Annotated in this window: 23 protein-coding genes; 13 read left to right on the forward strand and 10 right to left on the reverse strand. The window is 46.6% G+C overall.

Annotation, left to right across the window (positions count from 1 at the left end):
- Nucleotides 1-10: 10 nt before the first annotated feature.
- Nucleotides 11-2,032 carry an ATP-binding protein gene (locus L0659_RS12045; protein ID WP_235126273.1) on the reverse strand — a complete coding sequence of 674 codons (2,022 nt, stop codon included), beginning with the start codon at nt 2,030-2,032 and terminating at the stop codon, nt 11-13.
- Nucleotides 2,033-2,270: 238 nt separating this feature from the next.
- Between L0659_RS12045 and L0659_RS12050 the strand changes: the two genes are divergently transcribed.
- Complete coding sequence (locus L0659_RS12050) at nt 2,271-2,906, forward strand: DUF1080 domain-containing protein (protein WP_409018986.1); 636 nt, start codon at nt 2,271-2,273, stop codon at nt 2,904-2,906.
- Between the two features lie 33 nt (nt 2,907-2,939).
- Here the strand turns inward: L0659_RS12050 and L0659_RS12055 are convergent, their stop codons facing one another.
- Nucleotides 2,940-3,422, reverse strand: a complete 483-nt coding sequence (locus L0659_RS12055; protein WP_235126274.1) for a DinB family protein — start codon at nt 3,420-3,422, stop codon at nt 2,940-2,942.
- A gap of 92 nt (nt 3,423-3,514) precedes the next feature.
- Between L0659_RS12055 and L0659_RS12060 the strand changes: the two genes are divergently transcribed.
- From L0659_RS12060 to L0659_RS12075, 4 genes are read left to right on the forward strand one after another with little or no spacing between them, the layout of a single operon-like run.
- Nucleotides 3,515-4,894, forward strand: a complete 1,380-nt coding sequence (locus tag L0659_RS12060; protein WP_235126276.1) for a Gfo/Idh/MocA family protein — start codon at nt 3,515-3,517, stop codon at nt 4,892-4,894.
- A 10-nt stretch (nt 4,895-4,904) separates the two neighbouring features.
- Nucleotides 4,905-6,329 carry an SDR family oxidoreductase gene (locus L0659_RS12065; RefSeq protein ID WP_235126277.1) on the forward strand — a complete coding sequence of 475 codons (1,425 nt, stop codon included), beginning with the start codon at nt 4,905-4,907 and terminating at the stop codon, nt 6,327-6,329.
- Between the two features lie 54 nt (nt 6,330-6,383).
- A complete protein-coding gene (locus L0659_RS12070; RefSeq protein WP_235126278.1) occupies nt 6,384-7,250 on the forward strand; it encodes an esterase family protein in 867 nt (288 codons plus the stop codon).
- A gap of 6 nt (nt 7,251-7,256) precedes the next feature.
- Nucleotides 7,257-8,039 (forward strand): SDR family NAD(P)-dependent oxidoreductase, encoded by a 783-nt coding sequence (locus L0659_RS12075; protein ID WP_235126279.1) that lies wholly within the window; start codon nt 7,257-7,259, stop codon nt 8,037-8,039.
- A gap of 210 nt (nt 8,040-8,249) precedes the next feature.
- On the opposite strand, the gene L0659_RS12080 is transcribed toward L0659_RS12075, so the two are convergent.
- Together L0659_RS12080 and L0659_RS12085 are read right to left on the reverse strand one after the other, a co-directional pair.
- Nucleotides 8,250-8,435 (reverse strand): hypothetical protein, encoded by a 186-nt coding sequence (locus L0659_RS12080; RefSeq protein ID WP_235126280.1) that lies wholly within the window; start codon nt 8,433-8,435, stop codon nt 8,250-8,252.
- Nucleotides 8,436-8,843: 408 nt separating this feature from the next.
- The gene (locus tag L0659_RS12085; RefSeq protein ID WP_235126281.1) at nt 8,844-9,089 is read right to left on the reverse strand and encodes a hypothetical protein; all 246 of its coding nucleotides are present in this window, start codon (nt 9,087-9,089) and stop codon (nt 8,844-8,846) included.
- Nucleotides 9,090-9,131: 42 nt separating this feature from the next.
- Here L0659_RS12085 and L0659_RS12090 point away from each other — a divergent pair, with 42 nt between their 5' ends.
- The 6 genes from L0659_RS12090 (at nt 9,132) to L0659_RS12115 (ending at nt 16,712) form a co-directional block, all read left to right on the forward strand.
- Complete coding sequence (locus tag L0659_RS12090) at nt 9,132-12,386, forward strand: TonB-dependent receptor (protein ID WP_235126282.1); 3,255 nt, start codon at nt 9,132-9,134, stop codon at nt 12,384-12,386.
- A 9-nt stretch (nt 12,387-12,395) separates the two neighbouring features.
- Entirely contained in the window at nt 12,396-14,276 is a 1,881-nt protein-coding gene (locus L0659_RS12095) for a RagB/SusD family nutrient uptake outer membrane protein (RefSeq protein WP_235126283.1), read from the forward strand.
- A gap of 121 nt (nt 14,277-14,397) precedes the next feature.
- A complete protein-coding gene (locus L0659_RS12100) occupies nt 14,398-14,742 on the forward strand; it encodes a hypothetical protein (protein ID WP_235126284.1) in 345 nt (114 codons plus the stop codon).
- Between the two features lie 181 nt (nt 14,743-14,923).
- Nucleotides 14,924-15,265, forward strand: a complete 342-nt coding sequence (locus L0659_RS12105) for a hypothetical protein (RefSeq protein ID WP_235126285.1) — start codon at nt 14,924-14,926, stop codon at nt 15,263-15,265.
- A gap of 160 nt (nt 15,266-15,425) precedes the next feature.
- Nucleotides 15,426-15,644, forward strand: a complete 219-nt coding sequence (locus L0659_RS12110; protein WP_235126286.1) for a hypothetical protein — start codon at nt 15,426-15,428, stop codon at nt 15,642-15,644.
- Between the two features lie 135 nt (nt 15,645-15,779).
- A complete protein-coding gene (locus L0659_RS12115) occupies nt 15,780-16,712 on the forward strand; it encodes an aldo/keto reductase (protein WP_235126287.1) in 933 nt (310 codons plus the stop codon).
- 53 nt (nt 16,713-16,765) lie between these two features.
- Here the strand turns inward: L0659_RS12115 and L0659_RS12120 are convergent, their stop codons facing one another.
- From L0659_RS12120 to L0659_RS12130, 3 genes are read right to left on the reverse strand one after another with little or no spacing between them, the layout of a single operon-like run.
- Complete coding sequence (locus L0659_RS12120) at nt 16,766-19,024, reverse strand: xanthine dehydrogenase family protein molybdopterin-binding subunit (RefSeq protein ID WP_235126288.1); 2,259 nt, start codon at nt 19,022-19,024, stop codon at nt 16,766-16,768.
- Complete coding sequence (locus L0659_RS12125) at nt 19,021-20,016, reverse strand: xanthine dehydrogenase family protein subunit M (protein WP_235126289.1); 996 nt, start codon at nt 20,014-20,016, stop codon at nt 19,021-19,023. The genes L0659_RS12120 and L0659_RS12125 overlap by 4 nt, the downstream gene beginning before the upstream one ends.
- Nucleotides 20,013-20,537, reverse strand: coding sequence for a (2Fe-2S)-binding protein (locus tag L0659_RS12130; RefSeq protein WP_235126290.1), 525 nt, complete (start codon nt 20,535-20,537; stop codon nt 20,013-20,015). The genes L0659_RS12125 and L0659_RS12130 overlap by 4 nt, the downstream gene beginning before the upstream one ends.
- 188 nt (nt 20,538-20,725) lie before the next feature.
- Here L0659_RS12130 and L0659_RS12135 point away from each other — a divergent pair, with 188 nt between their 5' ends.
- Entirely contained in the window at nt 20,726-22,138 is a 1,413-nt protein-coding gene (locus L0659_RS12135; protein ID WP_235126292.1) for a mandelate racemase/muconate lactonizing enzyme family protein, read from the forward strand.
- Between the two features lie 20 nt (nt 22,139-22,158).
- On the opposite strand, the gene L0659_RS12140 is transcribed toward L0659_RS12135, so the two are convergent.
- The 3 genes from L0659_RS12140 to L0659_RS12150 all read right to left on the reverse strand — a co-directional run bounded on the left by L0659_RS12140 (nt 22,159) and on the right by L0659_RS12150 (nt 23,273).
- The gene (locus tag L0659_RS12140) at nt 22,159-22,458 is read right to left on the reverse strand and encodes a hypothetical protein (protein WP_235126293.1); all 300 of its coding nucleotides are present in this window, start codon (nt 22,456-22,458) and stop codon (nt 22,159-22,161) included.
- Between the two features lie 252 nt (nt 22,459-22,710).
- On the reverse strand, nt 22,711-23,073 hold the full coding sequence (locus tag L0659_RS12145) for a hypothetical protein (protein WP_235126295.1): 363 nt from the start codon (nt 23,071-23,073) through the stop codon (nt 22,711-22,713).
- A complete protein-coding gene (locus tag L0659_RS12150; RefSeq protein ID WP_235126296.1) occupies nt 23,070-23,273 on the reverse strand; it encodes a hypothetical protein in 204 nt (67 codons plus the stop codon). The genes L0659_RS12145 and L0659_RS12150 overlap by 4 nt, the downstream gene beginning before the upstream one ends.
- Before the next feature lie 300 nt (nt 23,274-23,573).
- On the opposite strand from L0659_RS12150, the gene L0659_RS12155 reads away from it, so the two are divergent.
- Nucleotides 23,574-23,894: a hypothetical protein gene (locus L0659_RS12155; protein WP_235126297.1), complete on the forward strand. Its 321-nt coding sequence runs from the start codon at nt 23,574-23,576 to the stop codon at nt 23,892-23,894.
- Nucleotides 23,895-24,051: the final 157 nt, after the last annotated feature.

The following is a 24,051-nucleotide window of genomic DNA, read 5'->3' on the forward strand; positions in this document are numbered from 1 at the left end:
CCGGCAGATATTAGTTGGGAACCGGCAGATATACGATAAATGTGGACCCAATTTCCGGTTCGCTTTTTGCCGTAATGTAACCGTGATGGTTTTGAACAACCTTTTTACATAACGCAAGGCCAATTCCTGAGCCGGAAAATTCTCCCCGTCCGTGCAAGCGCTGGAACATTTGAAAGATCCGGTCGAGATATCGCTCGTCAAAGCCGATCCCGTTATCCCGCACTTCAAAACGAATGTAGGAATGATCTGAAAGCAGACGGGGCAGATCCATGATTTCAGTTGCATCCAATTCCCTGGCGTGGATTTCAATGACCGAAGGGACATCCTGCTTTCTGTATTTGATTGCGTTACTCAGCAGATTTTGCACGAGTTGCGTCAGCTGGGAAGCATTGCCCCAGACCGTAGGCAGGTGGCTAACCTGAATGTCAGATTTTTGTTCTTCAATGGAGAATTCAAGGTCGGCGATCACGGATGAAACAACCTTACCCAGATCAACAGGCTCAAAAGCGCTGTCACGCGTCGTCAGCCTGGAATATGCCAGCAGGTCATCGATCATACTCGACATTCTTTTGGAAGCATCCTGAATCCTGTTCAGCATAAAAATGCCGTTTTCATCGAATGAATTTCCATAAACCGTCTGCAAACGCGAGCTGAACGACAGGATTTTACGTAGAGGCTCCTGCATGTCGTGGCTTGCCGCATAGGCAAACTGCTGCAAGTTACTGTTTGAGTTTAACAGCTCCTGATTGGCCTGATGCAGTTCTTCGGTACGCTGCTGCACTCTTTGTTCCAATTCATTGACCAGCTGACGATAACGCTCCTCACTTTGCTCTAAAGCCTGGCGCGACTTCACTTGCTCAGTAACGTCTACGGCCATATCGAGTATCGCGTAAATTTCGCCTTTCGAATTGCGGAGCGGCTTATATGTAAAGTCGAAATAAAATGTTTCCAAAACGCCGTCGATCAACAGATCGGCGCAACTGCCCGACGCAGCATACGGGATTCCTGTTTCAAAAATATTGCTAAGTATTTGCAGGAACGGCTGGCCCTGAAGTTCAGGAAGCGCTTCATGTAATGGCTTGCCTATCACGCCTTTGCCTTTTCCCCAGATCTTCAACATGGCCTCATTTGGCAGCTCAATAATCATTTCCTTACCCACGAATATCGAAGTCGCCACAGGCGCCTGCTCAATCAATGTCCGCAAATGTTCCTCGCTGGTCCTGATGATATTTTCAGCCTCAATACGGTCTGTAATGTCCATTACCACGCCCGAAAGCGAAACGGCTTTCCCCGTGCTGTCGAAAAGATACTGACCGATCACCCTTATCCAATGGACAGAATTGTCATGCCATACGAAACGAGCTTCATAACGCAGCTGGCCGGTTGTGGAGGCATTTTTATAAGCATTCAGCCGGGTATCGGCATCCTCCGGGTGTACATGCCTGATGAACACATCACGTGAATAGGCACTGTTTTCCCGGCCCGTGATAATGCGTGACATGGTTGGGGAATAAATAATCTCATCCGTTGCCAGGTTAACCAAAAACGATCCTGCACCGGAACCTTCGATCGTCATTGCAGCCTGCTGATCGGCCCATGCAACCCTTTCCCGGCTGGATACTTCGTCGGTAACATTGCGCGAAACGCCTGAAAACCGATAGGGGATCCCTTCACCGGTAAAATATGCCTTTCCGATGCACTGCAGCCAGCGCAAAGTATTATCCGTCGCACCTACCGTTCTGTAACGAACGTCATAGGGCGACCGCTTGTCCGGGTCGAGCGCATTCCGGATGGCAGTGATTACTTTTTCCCGGTCTTCAAAGTGAATGTGCAGCACCAGCGTCTCGAAATTCAATATTTCTTCCTCCGGGTTTCCGTAAAGTTCCCTGCATCTTTCATCGAAATAAACTATGCCCGTTTCCGGGTTCATATTCCAGACGCCCAGCTGCGCGGCACCGAGTGCAAACTGCAAATTGGCTTCACTTTCCTGGCGCGAAATTTCAGATTGCAGCTCTTCCGACAGATCCCCCATTAATTTATTATGATTTGAGTCCGGTTTGATCTCCATTTTCCCCGATGCTTCTTATTTATTGAGCGTAAAAATAATGATATTAATGACAATGCGTAAGCACAAGCCGGCATCCGCCAACACATGTTGCCTATAACGAATAGCTACGTGAAAGCAGCAATTTCGGATTGCGGGCGGAGCAGACATAGTAAAGTATTTAGCCGGCGGGCTTTTATCCCAGATCGAACTTTATATCTGCATTATGTTAAAAACATCATTATACCTGTTTCTATCTGTCATGCTGGTTACTATTGCAGCGTTAGCAACCCAGAAGAAGCGCGTTTCACTTTTTGACGGGAAGACATTCAACGGTTGGGAGGGCGATACGGTGAAAACGTGGAAGATAGAAGACGGCACAATTGCGGGCGGTTCATTGGAAGAAACTGTTCCCCACAATGAGTTTTTATGTACCAAAAAAAAATACTCGAATTTCATCCTGAACCTCAAATTCAAACTCACAGGGCACGAAGGCTTTATCAACACGGGCGTTCAGTTCCATAGTGTGAGATCAAAAGACCCGGCTTATGAAATGATTGGCTATCAGGCGGATCTGGGAGAAAAATTCTGGGCGAGCCTTTATGATGAGTCCCGCAGGAACAAAACGCTGATCGCGCCCGATTCCGCCGAAGTGCTCAAACTTGTGAAGCTGAATGAATGGAACGATTACCAGGTATGGAGCGAAAATGGCCGGATCCGCATTGCGCTCAATGGCAAGCAGACCGTGGATTATACCGAGCCCGATAAGGCCATTCCCCAGCAGGGTCTCATTTGTTTACAGATCCATGGAGGCGGAAAAGCAAAGGTTTTTTTCAAAGATATTTTCATAGAAGAACTATAAAAAGCCACGCCGCTGCCGACGTGGCGTTCTATTCTATTTCCAGCTTTTCAATAAACGTCTTGCAACCACAATTTCTGCCGTATGGTAAGCATTGTGGTCGGCGATCAGCATGGCTTCGCGCAATAAGCTTTGTCCGGTTCCCCAGGGCAGCGGTGAGAAAAGATCATTGTTTTCATCTTCCAATAAAGCTTGAAAGCGCTGCTGGTCTTCTTCAATGTGTGCTAATGAGGCATTCCAGGCATCATCACTGACTGTGTTGGTTGGTTCTACCCAGTAATCTTCCGGCCAGGCTAGTGAGGGACTGTCGGAGGAGGCTGAAAAATCTACAATATCCTTTTGCGCAATCCGGATGTGTTCCACCAGCTGCCATATGCTGTAAGGCAGATTTTCTGGGATAACGGTTCGCAGCTCCGGTGGCAGACCTTCCACAGAATCCGTGAAACTGACGTGTGCGTTTCCTTTTTCAATGAGGCTGATCAGCTCATCTACCAGTTTTTTTCTTTGAGAATTGTCCATGAATCGTAATTAGAAGATCGTTGTGGTTCGACAAGCATTTATTCCTTATTTTAGTGGAATCATCACAATGTAACATTTTAGTCATATTTAATATGAATCCTACCCGACGGAAATTTCTTAGCAACGTAACAGCAGCCTCCGCATTGTTAGCCACCGAAAGCATTGCCAAGCCTTTCAACATTATCAAAGACCTTAAAAAGATCAGCCCCAATGATAAGATCCGTTTCGCAACGATCGGGATGGGAATCCAGGGCCATCAGGATACAAAAGCCGTATTAAGGGGCGCGCCCAATGCGGAGTTTGTTGCGGCGGCAGACTTGTATGATGGCAGGCTTACACGTGTGAAAGAGGTTTTCGGAAAAGATATTTTTACAACACGTGACCATCGTCAGATCCTTGAAAGAAAAGATATTGACGCCGTCCTGATCGTTACGCCCGACCACTGGCATGACCACATTACCAAAGCATCGTTACAAGCCGGAAAACATGTTTATTGTGAAAAACCAATGGTGCATCACATTAACGAAGGGCTTTCTGTGATAGACGCCTGGAAAAAATCGGGAAAAACTATGCAGGTCGGCAGCCAGCGCATTAGTTCTGCCTCATTTAAAGAAGCGAAAAGGCTTTTTCAGGCAGGGGAAATTGGCGAGATCAACTACGTAGAGTCTAACAATGACCGTTTTAACTCCATAGGCGCCTGGAATTACTCCATCCCGACAGATGCTTCACAGACAACATTGGATTGGGACCAGTTTCTGGGCGACGCGCCCAAAGTTCCGTTTGAGGCCAAGCGCTTTTTCCGATGGAGAAATTACCGGGATTATGGAACGGGCGTAGGAGGGGACCTTTTTGTGCATTTGATCACTGGTGTGCATTTCGTTACTAATTCGCTTGGTCCCGAGCGTATTATGTCGTCTGGTGAGCTCAGTTACTGGAAAGATGGCCGTGATGTGCCGGATGTGCTGGTTTCTATTCTGGATTACCCAAAAACAGACATTCACGCAAATTTTCAAATGGTGCTGCGCGTGAATTTTGCCAATGCAGGAGCAATCGCGAACAACACCCGCATCATCGGAACCGAAGGACAGATAGAATTTACTGAGAACAATCTGGTGTTAACCAAGAAAAAACTTCCCAAAGCGCCTGGATTTGGCGGGTATGATAGTTATAACACATTCTCGGAAAGTGAGCAGAAGGAATTTAAAAAGCAATATGACGCCCAATATCCCGAAGACACCCACAAGGCAGACCCGGTGAAGGAAGTGAAGTTCACAGCGCCGAAAGAGGACGATGCGCATGCCAACCACTTCGCCGATTTTTTTGATAATATTAAAAAGGGAAGCGTAGGGACAGTCGAAGATCCGATTTTCGGTTTCCGCGCCGCAGCGCCGGTTTTGGCTTGCAACGAAAGTTATTTTTCCAAAAAGATCATCAACTGGGATCCCGTTGCGATGAAGATTAAAAAGAAATAAACGAAACTAAATGAAAATCCTACTGACGGGTGCCACCGGATACATTGCACAGCGATTACTTCCGGTGTTACTGGAAGCAGGACATGAGGTTTTTTGTTGCGTCAGGGATAAGCAGCGTTTCAATGCGCAGCAGTTTCCTGGCGCAACTGTTTTAGAAGTGGATTTTTTGCGTGAAGAAACGCTCGCTAACATCCCGGATAACATTGACGTCGCGTATTATCTGATCCACTCCATGTCCACGGGCGGCGGCGAGGATTTTGAAAAACTCGAAGAAACGACCGCGACGCATTTCAAGCAGAGGATTGAAAAAACGCATGCCCGGCAGGTCATTTACCTGAGCGGGATCATTAATGAAGAAGAGCTTTCCAAACATTTACTTTCGCGCAAAAACGTTGAGGAAATCCTCAAATCCGAACATTATGCATTAACCACATTGCGTGCAGGCATCATTGTCGGTTCGGGCAGCGCTTCTTTTGAAATAATTCGGGATTTGGTTGAAAAACTGCCGGTTATGATCACGCCCCGCTGGCTGCATACGCAATGCCAGCCCATAGCCATCCGAAATGTCGTCGATTTTTTGACCGGCACATTGCTGTTAGAAGAAACCTACGGCAAAAGTTTCGATATAGGCGGGCCAGACATTTTGACCTACAAACAAATGCTGCTGAAATTCGCAGAAGTCCGTGGCTTGAAACGGCGCATCCTGGTTGTGCCGGTAATGACGCCGAAATTGTCCTCCTACTGGCTTTATTTCGTCACTTCCACATCCTATTCACTGGCTAAAAACCTGGTGCACAGCATGAAGGTGAAGGTTGTATGCAGGCCAAATGATCTGGCAGAAAGGCTTCATATTGAATTGCTGGGTTATGAAAAAGCGATCAGTCTGGCTTTTGATAAAATAGAGCAGAACCAGGTTTTATCCAGCTGGACAGGCGCTCAAAGCAGTGCCGCATTGTCAAAAGGGATTTCCAATTATATGCAGGTGCCTACCAATGGTTGTTTTATTGACAAAAGAGAGCTCAAAATTGACGATCCCGAATATGTGCTCAAAAGGATCTGGTCCATTGGCGGAAAAACCGGCTGGTACTACGGAACCTGGCTTTGGGAAATACGAGGCTTCCTGGACAAGGTAACCGGCGGGGTAGGGCTGCGGCGCGGGAGGAGGCATCCCGAACAAATCTATCCGGGTGACCCGCTCGATTTCTGGCGTGTGCTGCTGGCCAATAAAGAAGAAAAGAGACTTTTGCTGTATGCAGAAATGAAACTTCCCGGCGAAGCCTGGCTGGAATTCTGCCTCGATGAAAACAATGTTTTGAAACAAACGGCCACATTTCGCCCGCTTGGCTTGGCGGGAAGGTTATACTGGTACTCGGTGCTTCCTTTTCATGCATTCATTTTTAAAGGAATGATTACCAACATTGCGGGTAAAGTGTGATGCGCGGTTACTTTTTATTCCGAAGGATTTTCTAACCCCAATCAACACGACTTTATGCGACAGATTTACGCTGCTTGTCTGCTGGCTATGCTGGCGGTTTCCGCTTTTGCCCAAACTGGTAAGGTGATGGATAATTTATCGGTGCCCAGTAAACTTCTGAAATCCGAAAGAAAATACGCGATCTATCTTCCGCCCGATTATGCGACCTCAGAAAGAAGCTATCCCGTGCTTTACCTGCTGCACGGTGCAGGCGACGATCATACAGGCTGGGTGCAATTTGGCGAAGTCCTCAACATTACCGATAAAGCCATCCGCGAAGGCACAGCAACACCCATGATCATCGTCATGCCCGATGCGGACACGGGCCGGAGAGGTTATTTTAATGATGTGAAGGGTGACTGGAATTATGAAGATTTCTTTTTTCAGGAACTGATGCCGCATGTGGAGAAGAAGTTCAGGATCAAGGCCAACAAGAAATTCAGGGCTATATCCGGACTTTCGATGGGAGGAGGAGGCACTTTCATGTATGCGTTGCACCATCCCGAACTCTTTTCATCGGCCTGCCCATTGAGCGCAGCAGCCGGCCCGATCACGGTGGAGGACGCGAAAAAGAATTTACAGCGCAACAACGCCAATCCGGACATTCAGGATTCAACGGTGACCAATTATTACAACCGCCACAGTGCGCTGGCGTTGATTGATAAAATCAAAGATGATCAGAAAAAAGCCATCCGCTGGTACATTGACTGCGGGGATGACGACTTCCTTTTCGAAGGCAACAGCCTGGTGCACATTGCCATGAAGAAAAAGGAAATCCCGCACGAGTTCCGCATCCGCGACGGCGCACACAACTGGACTTACTGGCGCGAATCGCTGCCCAAGGTGCTCGAATTCGTCTCGCAGGCGTTCCATCAATATTAACTTTCTATGTCTGTCGCGAATTTACCGGGAATAAAGCTTTTTGATCTGACGGGAAAAGTGGCCGTCATCACCGGCGGGTCCAAAGGCCTCGGGCTTGCTATGGCGGCCGGGCTGGCTTCCGCCGGAGCGGACATTGTGCTAGTAAACCGCAATGCTTCCGACGGAGAGAAAAGCGCAGAAGAGCTGCGTCCATTCGGAACGAGGATCCATTCTTTCGCAGCAGACATTACCAGCCTCGAACAGACCGAGGCAATGGTGAAATTCGTGGTGGAAACTTTTGGCAAAATTGACATTCTGATCAACAGTGCGGGCATCAATATACGCGGGCCGATCGACGAGCTGTCGCCTGCGGATTTTAATCAGGTTATGGATGTGAATGTGAATGGCACGTGGCTTGCGTCGCGTGCCGTTACGCCTGTCATGAAGCGGCAGAGAAGTGGTAAGATCATTAACCTCGCCAGCACGCTCGGGCTCGTCGGCCTTGCCAACCGGACGCCTTACACAGCCAGCAAAGGTGCAGTCGTGCAAATGACGCGCGCATTGGCTATGGAGCTTGCCCCGTTCAATATCAATGTGAACGCAATTTGTCCCGGCCCGTTCCTCACCGAAATGAACATCCCTATCGCCGACAGCGACGAAGCCCGCAACATCATTATCGGCGCCACCGCCTTGCAACGCTGGGGCAATCTCCCCGAGATCCAAGGCGCCGCCATATTCCTATCCAGCGAAGCCGCAAATTACATGGTAGGGTCGATAGTAACCGTCGACGGCGGCTGGACGGCACATTGAGTTTAAATGAGTGAATGAGTGAATGAGTGAATGACTAAACCGGTTGCCGCTTGATCTGCGTGTTAGATATTCGTTTTGAATCTTCCGATTAGATCTTTATAGGAATAGGAGATCTTAAGCGCTGTGATGATTGGGATTGCCAATGCATTAAAGTATTTGTCCATGCAGGATGGGTGCGTGTGTGTTATCTTGAAAAAGTTACAACGATAATTAATTCGCGGATTTATTCTTTAATGAACTTTCCTTTTTATCGTAGTAAAAACCCGCTGCTGCTCCAATGACAACGCCAATGAACGCGCCGACGGGGCCTCCGACAACGCCCAAAAAAAGGCCGCAAGCAATTCCTCCGTTGAGCGGCGTATTAAGTGATTGGATACCTTCTGCTTCGTTCTTCATAAGATTGCTTTTGTTAAGTGTGATGAATTGGTCGAATCTTTTTCTATTTCTATGCTGCAAATTTAAAATCCCACTATCAAACAACCTATCAGTACTCCTTATAACGTGATGTAAATATTTTATTTAAAAACATAATAAAAACAATTCGCTTGTAGTTATATCACCTATGGAGCGAGGTGTTTTATTTGCTCTTTTCTTTTTGCAGCGTTGCGCTGACGGATTGCTTGGAATTAGTGTCGGAAGGGTTTAGTGAAGGCATCATCATAATCAATTTTTGTAACAATTTATGGAATAATCAGCATTTAAGTGTCGATATGACACGGTTATGGGATATACGTTTAGTAACCTATGGTTATTTTCGAAGAAAACATAGTCAGAAAGCAGGAATGCTTGTTTATGTGAATAATATCATATCTTTTTGTACTCCCGGTTACAATATGCCGGCTCCGCAACGACGGAAAAAGTAAGCAGCGCAAGTGTCGCTTTTGCTTCAACCCCCTCTAAATTTTGCTGATTGTGTTCTGCGTAAAACAGCGTTCGCAGAGGAAAAAAATATGACTGATCTTTTAATTGAAATAATTGTGTAAAAAAGACACACAAATCGCTGAGACGACGCCCGAAAATGCCATTTATATAAGGACTAAGATTTTGCATTGTTTAACTATTTTTTAACTATCTACTATTTCTACTCTACTTATGGGGATTTCTAAACCTGAAAAAGGCCGGAGCCTAAGCCGGTACTTTTTTTCCCTTTTACTGACGTTCACCGTCACGGCCGCTGCATTTGCTCAGGATGTTACGGTAAAGGGAAAAGTCAATGATGAGCAGTCGCAGGGGCTTCCCGGCGTTAGCGTTGTGGTAAAAGGTACATCTACGGGTACCGTCACAGATTTAGAAGGAAATTACACGGTGAATGCTCCCGGAACCGCAACATTGGTATTTTCCTTTATCGGTTATATTACGCAGGAGATTCCGTTGGGCAACAAAACCAGCCTGGACGTGAAATTGCTTACGGATACAAAAGCACTCGAAGAAGTGGTGGTCGTAGGTTATGGAACAGCGAAAAAGGCGACATTAACAGGTTCTGTGACAGCGGTTAAGGGTGGCGAATTGGCGAAAGCGCCGGCAACCAACCTTTCCAACACATTGAGCGGACGTCTGCCGGGTGTATCTGCTGTACAAGGCAGCGGTGAGCCGGGTTACGATGGTTCTGCGATCCGTATCCGTGGTACTAACTCACTGGGTAACAGCAATGCATTGATCGTTGTGGATGGTGTTCCTAACCGGAGTGGTGGTTTGGACCGTCTGAATCCTGCCGACATTGAGAGCGTATCCGTATTGAAAGATGCGGCTGCTGCGATCTACGGTTCACGTGCGGGTAACGGGGTTATTTTGATTACGACTAAGAGAGGTAAGACCGGAAAACCTCAGTTATCTTATGACTTTAACATGGGTATGGGTCAGCCGACACGTACGCCAACGATGTCAAATGCAACGCAATACGCTACAATCCGTAACGAATTGCAGATTTATGATAACCTTCAGGTAGGTGAGTGGGCAGGTGCACTGCAAGGTTTCAATACCAATGGTGCCTATACCAGAAAAGACAATGGCAATGTGCTGAACGCGGTATTTACGCCGGATGATATCCAGAAATTTACAGACGGTTCAGATCCTTTGATCCACCCGAACACAGACTGGTATGGCAGCGTGATCCGTAAATGGTCGCCGCAGCAACGCCATAACTTGCAGCTGACAGGTGGTAGCGAGAACATTAAATATCTTGCATCGCTTGGGCATATTAACCAAGAAGGTAACTATGTGAATTCTGCAACGGGTTACAAGCAATATGATATGCGTATCAATCTGGATACAAAAATCAATAAGTATGTAAGTGCAAACCTGGGCTTGACGCTTCGTGAAGAGTTCCGTCGTTTCCCGAATGGCGGTGGCGCGGGTGACATTTTCCGTATGTTGATGCGTGGTAAACCAACTGAAATTGCGATCTGGCCAGATGGAAGACCTGGTCCTGATATTGAAAATGGCCAGAACCCTGCGGTTATTACAACCAACACAACGGGTTACAACCACGACAAACGCGACTACATTCAAACAAACGGTTCCCTAGAAATCCTTATTCCCGGGGTTGAAGGTTTGAAAGTGAATGCAATGGCAGCGATTGATAAGCAGATCCGCCGTCAGAAGTCGTTCCAGAAACCATGGACGCTTTATTTTTGGGATAAAAAAACCTACGAAGCGGATGGAACTTCTCCATTCCTGACTGGAACGGTTCGCTCGACATTCAGTGATCCGCGTTTGACTGAAACTTCTTCGCAGGAATTGTCTATTCAGCTCACAGGTCAGGTTTCTTACGAGAAGTCGTTTGGCTCGCATAACTTCAATGTAATGGCTGGTATCCAGCGCGAGAAAGTGGATGCGGATGGATTTTTTGCTTACCGTCGCTACTTTATCTCACCGGTTGTAGATCAGCTTTTCGCAGGTGGAACGCCTGAGCAGAACATTGGTAACTCAGGTTCTACAACGGCTAACGGGATAACTTATAACAATACAGATTTGTTTAACAGAGCTCGTCTGAGCTACTTCGGTAGAGCCGGTTATAACTTCAAAGAGAAATATCTTGCTGAATTTCTTTGGCGCGTCGATGGTTCTTACGTATTCCCGCAGGACGGCCGTTTTGGTTTCTTCCCAGGAATTTCGGCAGGTTGGAGAATTTCGGAGGAGGATTTCTGGAAGGGAAATATCAACTTCCTGAACAATGTTAAAATCCGTGGTTCATGGGGACAAATGGGTGCTGAACCGTATTTGGTTGGAACAGAAATCCTTGCTGAATATCAGTATTTGTCAACAATGGGTTTTGGTTCTTACGTGATCAATGATCAGGTTGCTAAAACGCTTCTTGAATCACGTGTGGCTAACAAGGCATTTACATGGGAGGTTGCCAACAACATGAACTTCGGTATCGAGGGAACATTGTTCCGCGATAAAGTTGCTTTCGAATTTGATTATTTTGTAAACAACCGTTCTAATATCCTGATCCCGAAAACAGGTTCTACACCTTCCAGTGCTGGTATTGACGGAAAACTGCCGCCTCAAAACCTGGGCAAGCTGCAAAACAAAGGATGGGAATTCAAAGTGAGCTACGACGGCAGCGCGGACGACTTTACCTACTCTGTAAGCGTGAATGGTGGTTATGCGAAGAACCAGATCAAATTCTGGGACGAAACGCCGGGCGCGCCAACTTACCAGCAGACAACGGGAATGCCATATAATTCATTCCTGGCGTATCAGTACGATGGAGTGTTCCGCGATCAGGGCGAAGTTGATTCGAACCCGTTGGATTACAGTGGTATTACAGGAACGATCCGTCCAGGTGACATGAAGTTTAAGGATATCAATGGAGATAAAAGAATCACCGCTGATGATAAAGTACGATCTGAGAAAACAAACCGTCCGCAATTTACCGGCGGTGCGTCGATCAACCTGGGTTACAAAGCATTTGACCTTTCGATCCTGTTCCAGGGAGCACTAGGCGGGTTGCAATACATTGGACAGACTGAATCCGGGGACATTGGAAATTATCTGCAATATGCATATGATAACCGCTGGACCATTGACAATCCAAGCTCAACTGAGCCAAGACTTGCGAACAGAAACAACACTTATTATACCAACTTCGACAATGCCGGCGCGAATACTTACTTCCTGAGAAGCAACAATTATCTGCGTGTGAAAAACATTGAGCTTGGTTATAACCTGCCTTCGGAAATCGGAAGCAAAGTTGGTTTGGGTAATCTGAGGTTGTATGTAAATGGACTTAACCTGTTCACATTCGATAAGATCAAAATCTGGGATCCGGAATCGACGAGCTCAAACGGACAATATTATCCGCAATCGCGAGTACTTAATGCAGGTGTACGTGTAACTTTTTAAGAATTAGAAATGAAACTGAATTATAAACATTGGATATTTTTAGCAGCACTGGGCTCGATCGGGCTGGTGTCTTGTGACACGGAATTTTTGGACGTAACGCCTCCAACCGAAATTCCGTCAGAAGAAGTTTGGAAAGAAGGCCCATTGGCCGAAGGGTTTGTGACGGGAATTTACGCAGGATTACAGCAAGGCGGATTCAGCGAGCAAATGCTTGCTTCTCTTACAGATGAAGCAGTATTTACGCACACTGGCCGGAACATTAATACGGTGAACGAGGGAAGTTTAAGCCCTTCCAACCTGGGCTGGGTAGATGATACTTACGGCTGGGGACCGATGTTCACGCGTATCCGGGCTACAAACCTGGCGATAGCCAATCTCCAAACGGCGACTTTTACGGACCAAACCTTGAAAGCACGTCTGATGGGAGAGTCGTACTTTTTGCGCGGATATTACTATCAGCAACTGGTTCGTTACTACGGTTCTGCTCCGATCATCACAAAGGTTTATAACCTGAATGAAGATTACTCTGTGCCCCGTAACACCTATGAAGAATGCGTAACGCGCATTGTTACTGACCTGGACAGCGCTGCAATGTTGCTGAAAGGTAAAACGTTGGTGAAAGGCCGCGCGACCGAAGCTGCTGCATTGGCGCTGAAATCGAGGGTATTGCTATATGCTGCGAGCGATTTGCATGATATGCCTACTGCTAAAGCGAAATCGACTGTGCTTGCTGCATATCCTAACCCTGAATTCCTGGGTTATGTTTCCGGTGACAGAAAAGCGCGCTGGGCTGCTGCTCTGGCTGCCGCAAAAGCTGCATTGGCTGCAACGGACGGAGGCTATAAGCTCAATCTGACTGCGCCGGTAACAGCCGCGCAGGGAAGGACAAATTATATTTCAATTGCAATGGGCGGTGCCAGTGGTGATAAAACCTTGGACGCTTCGGCTGCTAGTGAGATCATTTTCGGACGTTATTTCACGCCTAGCCTTAGCGAAGGTGCACGCCAGACCGGCTTGAACAATGGCCCTAATGGTTACCACAATTGGGCTGGAAATACGCCAATCGGACTTTTGGTGGATGATTATGAGCTGATGGACGGAACACGTTTCACATGGACCAATCCTACGCACAAAGCAGCGCCTTACAAAAACCGCGATCCGCGTTTCTACGCAACGGTAATGTTTGACGGCGCAGACTGGAAGCCACGTCCATCAGATGCAAAGGATCCTGCAAACCAGATCCAGACAGGCGCTTATGACCTTTTGGACGACAAAGGAGCATTGATCAACCGCAAAGGATTGGATACGCGCAGCAGTTCCATTGAAGACTGGAATGGTAGCCGCACAGGTTACTACATGCGTAAATTCATTGATCCAAACCCGACATTGTACGACAACACAGATCGTCAGGATATCCCTTGGCCATTCATCCGTACAACGGAAGTTGTGTTCAACTATGTTGAAGCGAGCATTGAAGTTGGTCAGGAAGCAGAAGCTTTGCTTTGGCTGAACAGGATTCGTTTCCGTTCGGGTATGCCAGCATTGAAAGTGACTGGCGCGGCTTTGAAAGAGGCGTATCGTCACGAAAAACGCATTGAAATGGCTTACGAAGAGCAACGTTACCATGATGCACGCCGCTGGATGATTGCCAAAGAAACATTAGGCCGTCCCTTGGAATATATCAACGTGCTGGGCAAATTCAAGCCTGGCAAGTCTATGAGAGAGCCTTATCACTATGATACAGACGTTTATACTTACACCTACACGCCGGTTGTTGAGAAATCGCATGAAAACCGGACGTGGGTTGATAAAATGTATTTCCGTCCTTTCAGCCGTGACGAGATCAACCGTAACGCAAAATTGATCCAAAATCCAGGTTACGACAAATAATCGATTTTAATCCGCTTTGAAGCCATGCCCAGCCGGGTATGGCTTCTTTGTTTTTACAGCAGGCATAATTTTGGCCATATAGCAATGACGCCGACCAAGGTGTCGGCATTAGCTATCAATTATGAAGAAGAGACAGGTATTTTTTGAAATGGGACTTTTGCTTATTTCAATATTATTCGGAGTTGGCGTTGTCGGTTCTACATTTACAAGTGAAGGCAATAAAAATGCGGGTTTCGTCAAAGAAGCAACTGTTATTGAGCTCGAAAAGCGTGTACAGGTGCGGCCGGAGGACCTTCCGGAAAAAGTGCGCAATGCATTGAATAATAAATCATATGCAGGATGGACGATTTCAGATGCATATCTGGTCGTAGCTGATGACGGTGGCCAGTATTATGAACTCGTTGTTCGGAAGGCTGATGAGCAGTCACGCATGAAAATTAATAAAGAAGGTCAGGTTTTGAATTAACGAAGCTGGCTATAAATCCCACAAAACGTGGATTTCATTCGACACAATTGCAAGTAAGGTATTTTGTATAAATTATTGAAAATCAATAATTTAAGGGTTTTGGCACAATGATGTTAGCTAACTACGTAACAGTGCGGATGCACAGAAACGCAAAATAAACAAGTTCAAACGAACCTACATTATGAAAAAGCTAATAGTATCGGCCTTAGCCATGACACTTATCTCTTTCGCTTCTGTTCAAGCCACAGCGCAAACAGCGGAGTCGGCCCAAACGGAGACAAAGCAAGAGACGACTACAAAAACCACTACAACATCAAAAGAAGATAAAGTAGCGGTAAAACCAGAAGACCTTCCTGAGGGAATTAAAAAGACCATTAAAGGTGAAGAATTTTCAGGTTGGACAGTGAAAAAAGCCTTTTTAGTGAAAGAAGGATCCAAAACACCGTATTACGAATTGCAGGTAGCCAAAGGCAGTGAAAGTGCCAGGGTGAGATTAGATAAAGATGGAAACAATGCGGGATAAGGAATAATTTTCCCACATAAATGAGAAACAGCCGGAAATTTTCCGGCTGTTTTGTTTTGTCAGCAAGCAGACAACCATCGCTGCGTCGGGAGCCGATCTCAAAGTGGATCTTCGGGAAGTGAACGACAGCCGTTGTCCCAAAGATGTAGTTTGCATTCACATGAGGAGCGCGAAAATCAAGTTAAATGTGTCGGATGCAGTCAACTCAACGGAGGTAAATGTCGATTTCAAAGGAGACGCAAAAACCGATTCGCAGGCATTTGCATTAAGTGGTAAAAACTACATATTGACAGTAAGTGAATTGCAGCCCTATCCGGTAAGCACGCAAACGCCCAATATTGAGGATTATAAGGTTAATGTAACTATTGAGAAAAAATAGGGAGTTAGTTTTGGTGTGAAGATCTGGAAAAGGAGCCTGGCTGTGAGCCGGGCTCCTTTTTTGGTTTAGGCGGTTGAGTTTTGTGATTGTTGTGTAAATTAGCCAGTGTAAGTTTTTATATCCTACCCTTAAAATATGGAAGAGTCGTTTTCCCGCCGTAATGTTATCAAAAGCATTGGTCTGTCCACTGGCGCCATGCTGTTGACCCCATTGTTTTCTCATGCTAATCCCGAACAGAAAGTCATGTTACAAAGAACAATCCCAGCCAGCGGCGAAAAGCTCCCGGTTATCGGCCTGGGCTCGTGGCAGCAATTCGATGTCGGCCAGGCAGCCAGCGAGAGGGCAGCATTGACCCAGGTTTTGAAAGAAATGGAAGCCCTGGGCGGCAAGCTGATCGACGCTTCGCCTATGTACGGCCGTGCGGAGGAAGTGATTGGCGCACTTACCACCGAATTAAAAAACAATGATAAATTTTTCTTCGCTACCAAAGTCTGGACAACCGGCAAAGAGGAGGGGATTAAGCAGATGAATGATTCATTCAGGAAAATGGGGCGGAAGACAATTGAATTGATGCAGATCCACAATTTGCAGGATTGGCAAACGCACCTTAAAACATTGAAAGACTGGAAGGCGCAGGGAAAAATAAAATACATTGGCATTACCCATTATACCGATTCAGCCCACGCCCGTCTGGAACAAATCGTGAAGTCTAGGGAAGTTGATTTTGTGCAATTTAATTATTCAATCCGCTCGCGGAATGCCGAAAAAAGCTTGCTGAATGCTGCGAAAGATTCAGGTGTGGCTGTGATCATAAACGAGCCGTTTGAGCAGGGCGCTTTGTTCAGGGCAGTAAAGGGTAAGGAATTACCGGCTTTTGCAGCTGACTATGAGATTAAGAGCTGGGCTCAGTATTTTTTGAAATACATTATAAGCCATCCTGCGGTTACCTGCGCCATTCCCGGGACGTCAGACGTAAAGCATGTAACTGATAACCTGGGCGCAGCCCTCGGCAAACTTCCCGACGAGGCCGGTCGCAAAAAGATGATCGAATGGATTGAAAAGGTATAAAAAAAAGCGTGGCGATCGATCGCCACGCTTTTTTTTACGCTATTAAGATGGTTTTAAACCGAAACCTGGTTGTGATCATCCTCTGCAATTTGAAGGACTTTGTCCAGGGTAATAGGCAGGTTCCGCACGCGAACACCGGTTGCATGGAACACAGCATTGGCAATTGCCCCTGCCACGCCAATGATCCCGATCTCCCCAACGCCCTTAATGCCTAATGGGTTAACAATGTCGTCCTTTTCTTCCACGAAGATCACCTCAATATCATTAATGTCCTTATTTACAGGCACATGATATTCTGATAGATTGTGGTTCATAAACCGCCCGTATTGGTGGTCCATTTTACTTTCTTCTTCCAGCGCCTTACTGATTCCCCAAACAACGCCCCCGAGGATCTGACTCCGGGCAGTTTTTGGATTCAGGATTTTCCCTGCTGCAACTGCGCATACGACACGTGTTACACGCACGATCCCTAAGTCTTCATCCACTTTCACCTCCGCAAAAACCGCCGCGTGCGAATTGAATGTGTATTTCATCTTATTAATCGGATTTGGGCCGCTCGTCGAAGTTTCTTCAATGCTGTTAACGCCAGCAAGCCGCATCAGGTCAACGACAGAAATGGTTTTTGAACCGTCATTCATATCCGACAACATTCCTGAATCGAACGAAATGTCTTTCGTATCCGCATTGTAGAATGGTGAATTTTTGGTTTTGACAGCCATTTTTGCCAGCTTCTTTTTGACGTCTTCGCAAACGCCTTTCACGGCTGCACCCACCGAAGCTGCTGTCCAGGAACCTCCTTCCAGCGGCGCAAGCGGCATATTGGTATCACCTAATTTGAATGCGACGTCTTCGATTTTCAAGCCGAGACTTTCCGCAGCAATCTGCGTCATAATGGTGTAAGTGCCTGTTCCAATGTCGGAAGTTCCGCTGCTTACCGCCAGCTTTCCATCGATGGACAACAATGCTTTTGCCCGGCAGGGCATCTGGAATGCATCCCAGGCAGCCGTTGCCACTCCCCAGCCAATCAGCTGGTTTCCTTCCCGCATTGAGCGCGGTTCAATGCTACGTTTGGTCCATCCGAATTTCTCTGCACCTTCCCGGTAACAAGCGATCAGTTCTTTGCTGGAAAAAGGTTTTCCTTCTGTCTGGTCTTCATCGGCATAATTTTTCAACCTGAAAATCAGCGGGTCCATTTTGAGCTCATGCGCGAGTTCGTCCATAGCACTTTCTATCGCATGCGCACCCGTAACCGCGCCTGGCGCGCGCATATCCACAGGTGTGTACATATCGAGGCCTACCAGGTCATATTTTAATTTAACATTATCACAGTTATACATCGTCCCCGACCAGTTTACGATGATCTCTGTATAGTTTTCAAACCGGGAAGTCTCAGAATATGCCTCGTGTTTAATGGATTCCAATGTGCCATCCGCTGATGCGCTCAGCGCAACGTTTTGCATTGTAACAGGCCTGTGTCCGAATGTGAACATCTGCTGGCGCGTTAACCCTACTTTAACCGGTCTTTTCAATTCCAAAGCAGCAAGTACAGCCATAAAAAGCTGATACTGTGGCCTTAGCCCAGAACCGAAAGCGCCGCCCACATAAGGCGAAATGATCCGCACATCCTTATAGGCAAGTCCAAATACGTTACCAATGTAAAACTGGCAATTGGAAACGCCTTGTGTTTTATCATAAACCGTCAGCTTTTCGTTTTCCCAGATCGCCGTTGTGGAAAACAGCTCCATCGGGTTATGATGCTCGGCCCCATGCTGGTAAGTGCCGGACATTTTGAATTCTGCCTGCTCATAAGCTTCCTCAGCATTACCGCGTGACTTTGGCTGTACAAAACCAATCTTACCCGAAGGTGCCTTATATGAATTCCCTAAGTTTTCAACCAGATCAGTCGTGAATGTTTCTTCCTGATATTCCACATGAATTAACGAAGATGCATATCTCGCCAGTTCGAACGTTTCGGCCACAACCAGGGCAATAGGCTGGCCGCTGTAAACGATCTTATCATCATGCAGCGGACGGAAAGGCGAGCCGGTAGGCGCGTCCATATCCTTATATTTGATACTGAACCAAGGCAAGCCCGACACATTCTCATGCGTAAAAACCTGTAAAACGCCTTTTAACGACATGGCTTCCGACACATCAATGCTTACAATTCTGCCTTTTGCAATGCCGCTGGATACAATGTAGCCATAAAGCATTCCTTCCACTTTGAAATCTGCTGAGTATTTGGCACTTCCCGTGACTTTCGCCAAACCGTCTACCCGGCTTACGGGCTTCCCTATATATTGCGTTTTCATAGATTTTCTCCTGTTTTAAGCGCCTCGTTCAAAGCACGTACGATTGCTTTTTTGGCCAATGCAATTTTGAAAGTATTACCACCAAAACCCACAGCACCTGTGAGCATAGTTTCGGCCAGTTCCCTGAAATTTTCGGTGGAAGCTACTTTTCCAATGTAACTCTGCTCTACATCCCTGCGCCGCCACGGCTTATGCGCAACGCCACCCATCGCAACCCGTATATCCCTAATCACATCCCCATCCATGTCTAATGCTGCTGCCACCGAAACCAATGCGAAGGCATACGATTGCCGGTCGCGTACCTTCAGGTAAAATGTGTTTTTGGTAAAATTGCCGGGCGGAAGGTCAATGGAAGTAACAAGCTCACCCTGGGCAATGTTGGTATCCAAGTGCGGTGTATTGCCCGGTAACCGGTGCAAATCAGCGAATTCCAGTGTTCTGTCACCATTTGGGCCTGAAATGTTCACCTTCGCATCCAATGCGGCAAGCGCGACGCACATATCCGATGGATGTGTGGCAATGCATTGCATACTTGTTCCGAGAATGGCATGAATTCGGTTGATCCCATTGATCGCAGAGCAACCGGACCCCGGCTCGCGCTTATTGCAAGCGGTTGTTGTATCATAAAAATAATAGCATCGCGTGCGCTGGAACAGGTTTCCGCCGTTTGTCGCCATATTGCGCAATTGGGGCGATGCACCAGCCAGAATGGCCTTTGAAAGCAGCGGGTAGCGTTGCTCTACAAGCACATTCCACGCGGTGTCTGCATTGGTAACGAGCGCGCCCAACCTTAATCCGCCGTCCTCATTTTCCGTGATATCTGCCAGGTCAAGCCGGTTAATGTCCGTCAAATGATCGGGTTTCATCACATTCTCTTTCATCAGATCGAGCAAATTGGTGCCGCCTGCTATAAATTTTCCTTGTTCGTGTTCCTGAATGTCCGCCACAGCTTCTGCGACGTCATAGGCTTTGTTGTATGAAAAACTGTTCATGCCATTTTCGATTTAACTTCCATAATGGCCGCATTAATGTTGTTATAAGCGCCGCAGCGACAGATATTGCCACTCATGAGTTCCTGCACATCTTCCAGGGAATTGGCCCGGCCTTCGTTGATCAGGCCCACGGCAGAGCAGATCTGTCCGGGCGTGCAGTAGCCACATTGAAATGCGTCGTGTTCTACAAATGCATCTTGTAAAGGATGGTTGCTGGTTCCGTCCGAGAGTCCTTCAATGGTCGTAATCGCCTCACCGTCTTTCATGACTGCAAGAGTCAGGCAGGAATTAATGCGCTTGCCGTTGATGAGTACTGTGCAAGCGCCGCATTGGCCGTGGTCACATCCCTTTTTTGTCCCGGTTAATCCGGCATATTCCCGGATCGCATCAAGAAGGCTTACCCAGGGTTGCAGTTTGAGTTTAAAAGACTGGCCGTTAATAGTTAGGTTAACTAATTCGTAATCAGGCAAATCAGGTCTTTTCCGGAATGGTTCTTCCAGAACTGTTGTGTCATTTTTCATACATGCAATGGTGAATAGTTGTTGATTTTGCCTTGGTGCGTAAAAAACTATTCCTCCATGAAAGGGCCGGGCTATTGCATGTAAGTCAGGCAATGGAAAAACCGGGAGTAATCCTTGAATAACGGCCTGTCAGGGTAGTTGCGCGTTTCTAAGTCCTTTAATAAACGGTCTGAAAATAAGTAATGTAGATGTTCACAAAAAGCACTGAAAATATTTCCCGGCGGGAGTTTATTAATAGGGCAGGCCTTGTTGCGGCGGCCGGCATGCTGGCCCCGGAACTTACAAGCGCTTCCCCGGATTTTCCCAAACCCATGAAAGCGATCCGGATCAAAAACGTTAATTCCAACTTCGAAAGAGAGCCTTTGAATCCATACCGGTTCAAGGGAAGCGCAATCACAGATAGCTGGCAAGCCATTTCCCTGCTGGAATCCGACTCGGGGATCAGGAAGATCGGAATCGGGACGCAGGGTGTGTTATGGTCTGATTCAAAAGTTTTTGCCGGACATTCCGAGAGTGCGGGGAATGCATTGATGTACGCTATGACCGAGCGCGCTTTGCAAATGATCAAGGGCACTACGTTCTCGGATCCGGTAAAGCTGCTGGATGATATCTTGCCGGAGGTTTTGGCTTATGGTAAAAAAGTCACCGGCAACCCGGATCTCCGCAAAACATTTGCGCTCAATGCATTGGTGAGCGTCGACAATGCTGCATGGCTTTTATATGCGAAAGAAAATAACATTGACCAGTTTGATAAACTTATTCCGGCCGCCTACCAGCCGGGCATGTCCTACAAGCACAAAAAAGTCGCGAGTATCCCTTCATTCAGTGTAGGAACCTCGGCCGAGCGGATCAAGCAGGCGGCGGATGAAGGTTATTTTATCATGAAATTAAAAACCGGTTCGGCTGGGACGCAGCAGGAAATGATCGAAAAAGATATCGCTTTCCTAACCGCTGTGCACAAGGCGATCGGACATTACGAAACCCCCTACACGCAGAATGGCAAGATCCCGTATTATTTTGATGCAAACGGGCGATATGAAAAAAAGGAAACATTGCTGCGCTTTCTGGACCATGCCAAAAAGATCGGTGCCTTTGATCAGATCGCGGTGATCGAAGAGCCATTTGAAGAGCAGAACGAAGCTTTTGTGGGTGATATGGGCGTGCGCGTAGCTGCGGATGAAAGTGCGCACACGGTTGAAGATGCAGCGCACCGGATCGAATTGGGTTATAGCGCTATTGCGGTCAAAGCAATTGCTAAAACGCTCAGTATGACCATGAAAATTACGCAGCTGGCCTATGAAAAGAAAGTGCCATGCTTCTGCGCAGACTTAACCGTCAATCCGATTTTAGTGGACTGGAACAAGAATGTGGCGGCAAGGTTGCAGCCTTTTCCGGGCATGACCGTTGGTTTACAGGAAACAAATGGTCATCAGTATTATAAAAATTGGGAGAAATTAATGACCTATCATCCCAAAAAGGACGCGTCCTGGATCCGTACGCAAAAAGGCGTTTACCTCACTGACGCAACATTTTACGCCGAAAGCGGTGGCATCCTGACGCCCTCCCAACACTATGAAGAAATGTTTGGAACAGCGCAGTGATCTTGGAGCGTGCAGTGGTCTCAGAGCGTGATGGGTTGTGATTCCCTCAGAGATCCTTTCGTGAGCTCCAAAATCCGGCTTCCGATTTTAAAAGAAAAACCTCTGTCAGCTGCGCACTTTTCCGTTGCACTGTAAGCCACGAGTTTATGCGCCAATTCGTCGTAGACATATTTACAATGCGATGCAGTTTCTACATTCACGGCATTTACATTCAGTGTTCCTTCCGGCAGACGACTTTGACCAATGCTAAGACAAATGGTCGTAATGGTTCCGCCAAGTATAACGGAGCTGAGGATAATAGTAGAAATTTTCAGGTTCATGGCTAAGCATATTGAGTAAACAACGCATTTAAGTCATGACAATTTAGCCCTGCAAACGGTTTAAACCAGATCGTAATTGTTTAACCTGTGCTATCAGCCATCCGGAATGGGATTTCCTGCGTCTGAAATGTAATTGATGGTTAGCCGAGCTTGCCGAAATTTCATTGTCTATGATCAGACAATAATGCTTCACAGTGTGTTTTGTTTTTGGTTGCCCGTTTTCATTTGAAGTGAATGATAGGACGCCGTTGATTAAAACCGGGCATTGAGATCTTTTATACGCCTTTCTATCAACACCCTACGCATGTCCGCCATTTCCTTGTCAAGTTGTTTTGCTTCAATTTCGTCACATTCAGGATCCATTTTTCGCAGTTTCAATTCCTTTACAAATCGGTTGACCCGGTTTTGAAAGTAAGCAAAGGAGATTTCGCAAGCTACCACTGCGTAAAGCAAATGAAGCAAATAGCCGAACAAGGGGCTCAGTGACACCAGCCAATCTTTGTAGGTGGGATCGCTGACTTTGTTTGCGATACTGGTCAAAACAAAGGTGATTCCGGTAACTTTTATAGCTTGTCGTTTTGGAATGCTAGAAGGTTCAGGCAAAACGCGTGTCATGAATTGAGCACTTCCAGTAGTTTTTCAGCAAAACCAGGGGTTGGATGCGCCCCCATTTTAATGGATTTACCAGTTTTAGTATTGGTAACCGTCAGATCAGCATTAGTGATAATCTTGTAAAAGAGTTTCGCGGATTTATAAACCACTGCCGCAATTGCTGCGACGATAACCATTGAAGATAAAATATCTAGTGCGTCCATATAGCTGTGATACGTGTGTATTTTTAAGTAATCAACAAATCTAAAAAAGTTTTTCGATCACATCCAATTGCAAACGTTTAATATCGGATATGGATTTGTTTGGCTGCCAAACAGTTTTATATTTGTTGAAAATACACACCTATGCAGTTGTTTAGTTTGAGAATGCACCTTGCTGCGCTTAGGCAGTTACTGAGGGACAGGTCGGAGGAGATGACGGAGGATCAGAGATTGGAAATCTGGAATAAGATTGAAGCCTTGCAGGATTTGATAGAGAAGTTGGAATCTTTAAATGATTGAAATATGGTCTTCGAAGATGATAATCAAATGAAAACAACGCCGGACCTGGCGCAAGAAATCGAGCGGTTACTCGCAGGCGCTGATGCTGCTATTAAAGAAGCAACGAACTATCTGATCAGCCAGGGCGAAGTGGTTGACCTGGCGGAATGGGTGACTATCAAGGAATATTGTAATCGTTTTAATGTCAAGAATGTTGAAACAGTGGTAAACTGGATTAACCGTGGCATTATTCCCGCGGAAAATGTGCGGACAATTGAAGAGTTTAATAACACACGCCTTATCAAGGCAATCCCTTACAAGCCTGCACCGATACTTCGTTCATAACTTTCGGTAGGATAAATCAAACAATACAGGCGATTGAAGAGCTGCCTGCCGCATATCATTGCTGAGAAGTGCCTGTTCTCTAAAACATTTCAAAAGATTTAAAAATAATTCCCTCCCAGCCTGTAACGAAATTCGGGTTGGGTCGTCTTTGTATTTG

Source organism: Dyadobacter sp. CY347 (assembly GCF_021502655.1).
Lineage (GTDB): Bacteria > Bacteroidota > Bacteroidia > Cytophagales > Spirosomataceae > Dyadobacter.

Excerpts from the sequence above, each read along its gene's own strand:
- L0659_RS12045 (WP_235126273.1), bottom strand. The coding sequence starts at position 2,032 with ATGGGGGATCTGTCGGAAGAGCTGCAATCTGAAATTTCGCGCCAGGAA.
- L0659_RS12050 (WP_409018986.1), top strand. The coding sequence starts at position 2,271 with ATGTTAAAAACATCATTATACCTGTTTCTATCTGTCATGCTGGTTACT.
- L0659_RS12055 (WP_235126274.1), bottom strand. The coding sequence starts at position 3,422 with ATGGACAATTCTCAAAGAAAAAAACTGGTAGATGAGCTGATCAGCCTC.
- L0659_RS12060 (WP_235126276.1), top strand. The coding sequence starts at position 3,515 with ATGAATCCTACCCGACGGAAATTTCTTAGCAACGTAACAGCAGCCTCC.
- L0659_RS12065 (WP_235126277.1), top strand. The coding sequence starts at position 4,905 with ATGAAAATCCTACTGACGGGTGCCACCGGATACATTGCACAGCGATTA.
- L0659_RS12070 (WP_235126278.1), top strand. The coding sequence starts at position 6,384 with ATGCGACAGATTTACGCTGCTTGTCTGCTGGCTATGCTGGCGGTTTCC.
- L0659_RS12075 (WP_235126279.1), top strand. The coding sequence starts at position 7,257 with ATGTCTGTCGCGAATTTACCGGGAATAAAGCTTTTTGATCTGACGGGA.
- L0659_RS12080 (WP_235126280.1), bottom strand. The coding sequence starts at position 8,435 with ATGAAGAACGAAGCAGAAGGTATCCAATCACTTAATACGCCGCTCAAC.
- L0659_RS12085 (WP_235126281.1), bottom strand. The coding sequence starts at position 9,089 with ATGCAAAATCTTAGTCCTTATATAAATGGCATTTTCGGGCGTCGTCTC.
- L0659_RS12090 (WP_235126282.1), top strand. The coding sequence starts at position 9,132 with ATGGGGATTTCTAAACCTGAAAAAGGCCGGAGCCTAAGCCGGTACTTT.
- L0659_RS12095 (WP_235126283.1), top strand. The coding sequence starts at position 12,396 with ATGAAACTGAATTATAAACATTGGATATTTTTAGCAGCACTGGGCTCG.
- L0659_RS12100 (WP_235126284.1), top strand. The coding sequence starts at position 14,398 with ATGAAGAAGAGACAGGTATTTTTTGAAATGGGACTTTTGCTTATTTCA.
- L0659_RS12105 (WP_235126285.1), top strand. The coding sequence starts at position 14,924 with ATGAAAAAGCTAATAGTATCGGCCTTAGCCATGACACTTATCTCTTTC.
- L0659_RS12110 (WP_235126286.1), top strand. The coding sequence starts at position 15,426 with ATGAGGAGCGCGAAAATCAAGTTAAATGTGTCGGATGCAGTCAACTCA.
- L0659_RS12115 (WP_235126287.1), top strand. The coding sequence starts at position 15,780 with ATGGAAGAGTCGTTTTCCCGCCGTAATGTTATCAAAAGCATTGGTCTG.
- L0659_RS12120 (WP_235126288.1), bottom strand. The coding sequence starts at position 19,024 with ATGAAAACGCAATATATAGGGAAGCCCGTAAGCCGGGTAGACGGTTTG.
- L0659_RS12125 (WP_235126289.1), bottom strand. The coding sequence starts at position 20,016 with ATGAACAGTTTTTCATACAACAAAGCCTATGACGTCGCAGAAGCTGTG.
- L0659_RS12130 (WP_235126290.1), bottom strand. The coding sequence starts at position 20,537 with ATGAAAAATGACACAACAGTTCTGGAAGAACCATTCCGGAAAAGACCT.
- L0659_RS12135 (WP_235126292.1), top strand. The coding sequence starts at position 20,726 with ATGTTCACAAAAAGCACTGAAAATATTTCCCGGCGGGAGTTTATTAAT.
- L0659_RS12140 (WP_235126293.1), bottom strand. The coding sequence starts at position 22,458 with ATGAACCTGAAAATTTCTACTATTATCCTCAGCTCCGTTATACTTGGC.
- L0659_RS12145 (WP_235126295.1), bottom strand. The coding sequence starts at position 23,073 with ATGACACGCGTTTTGCCTGAACCTTCTAGCATTCCAAAACGACAAGCT.
- L0659_RS12150 (WP_235126296.1), bottom strand. The coding sequence starts at position 23,273 with ATGGACGCACTAGATATTTTATCTTCAATGGTTATCGTCGCAGCAATT.
- L0659_RS12155 (WP_235126297.1), top strand. The coding sequence starts at position 23,574 with ATGGTCTTCGAAGATGATAATCAAATGAAAACAACGCCGGACCTGGCG.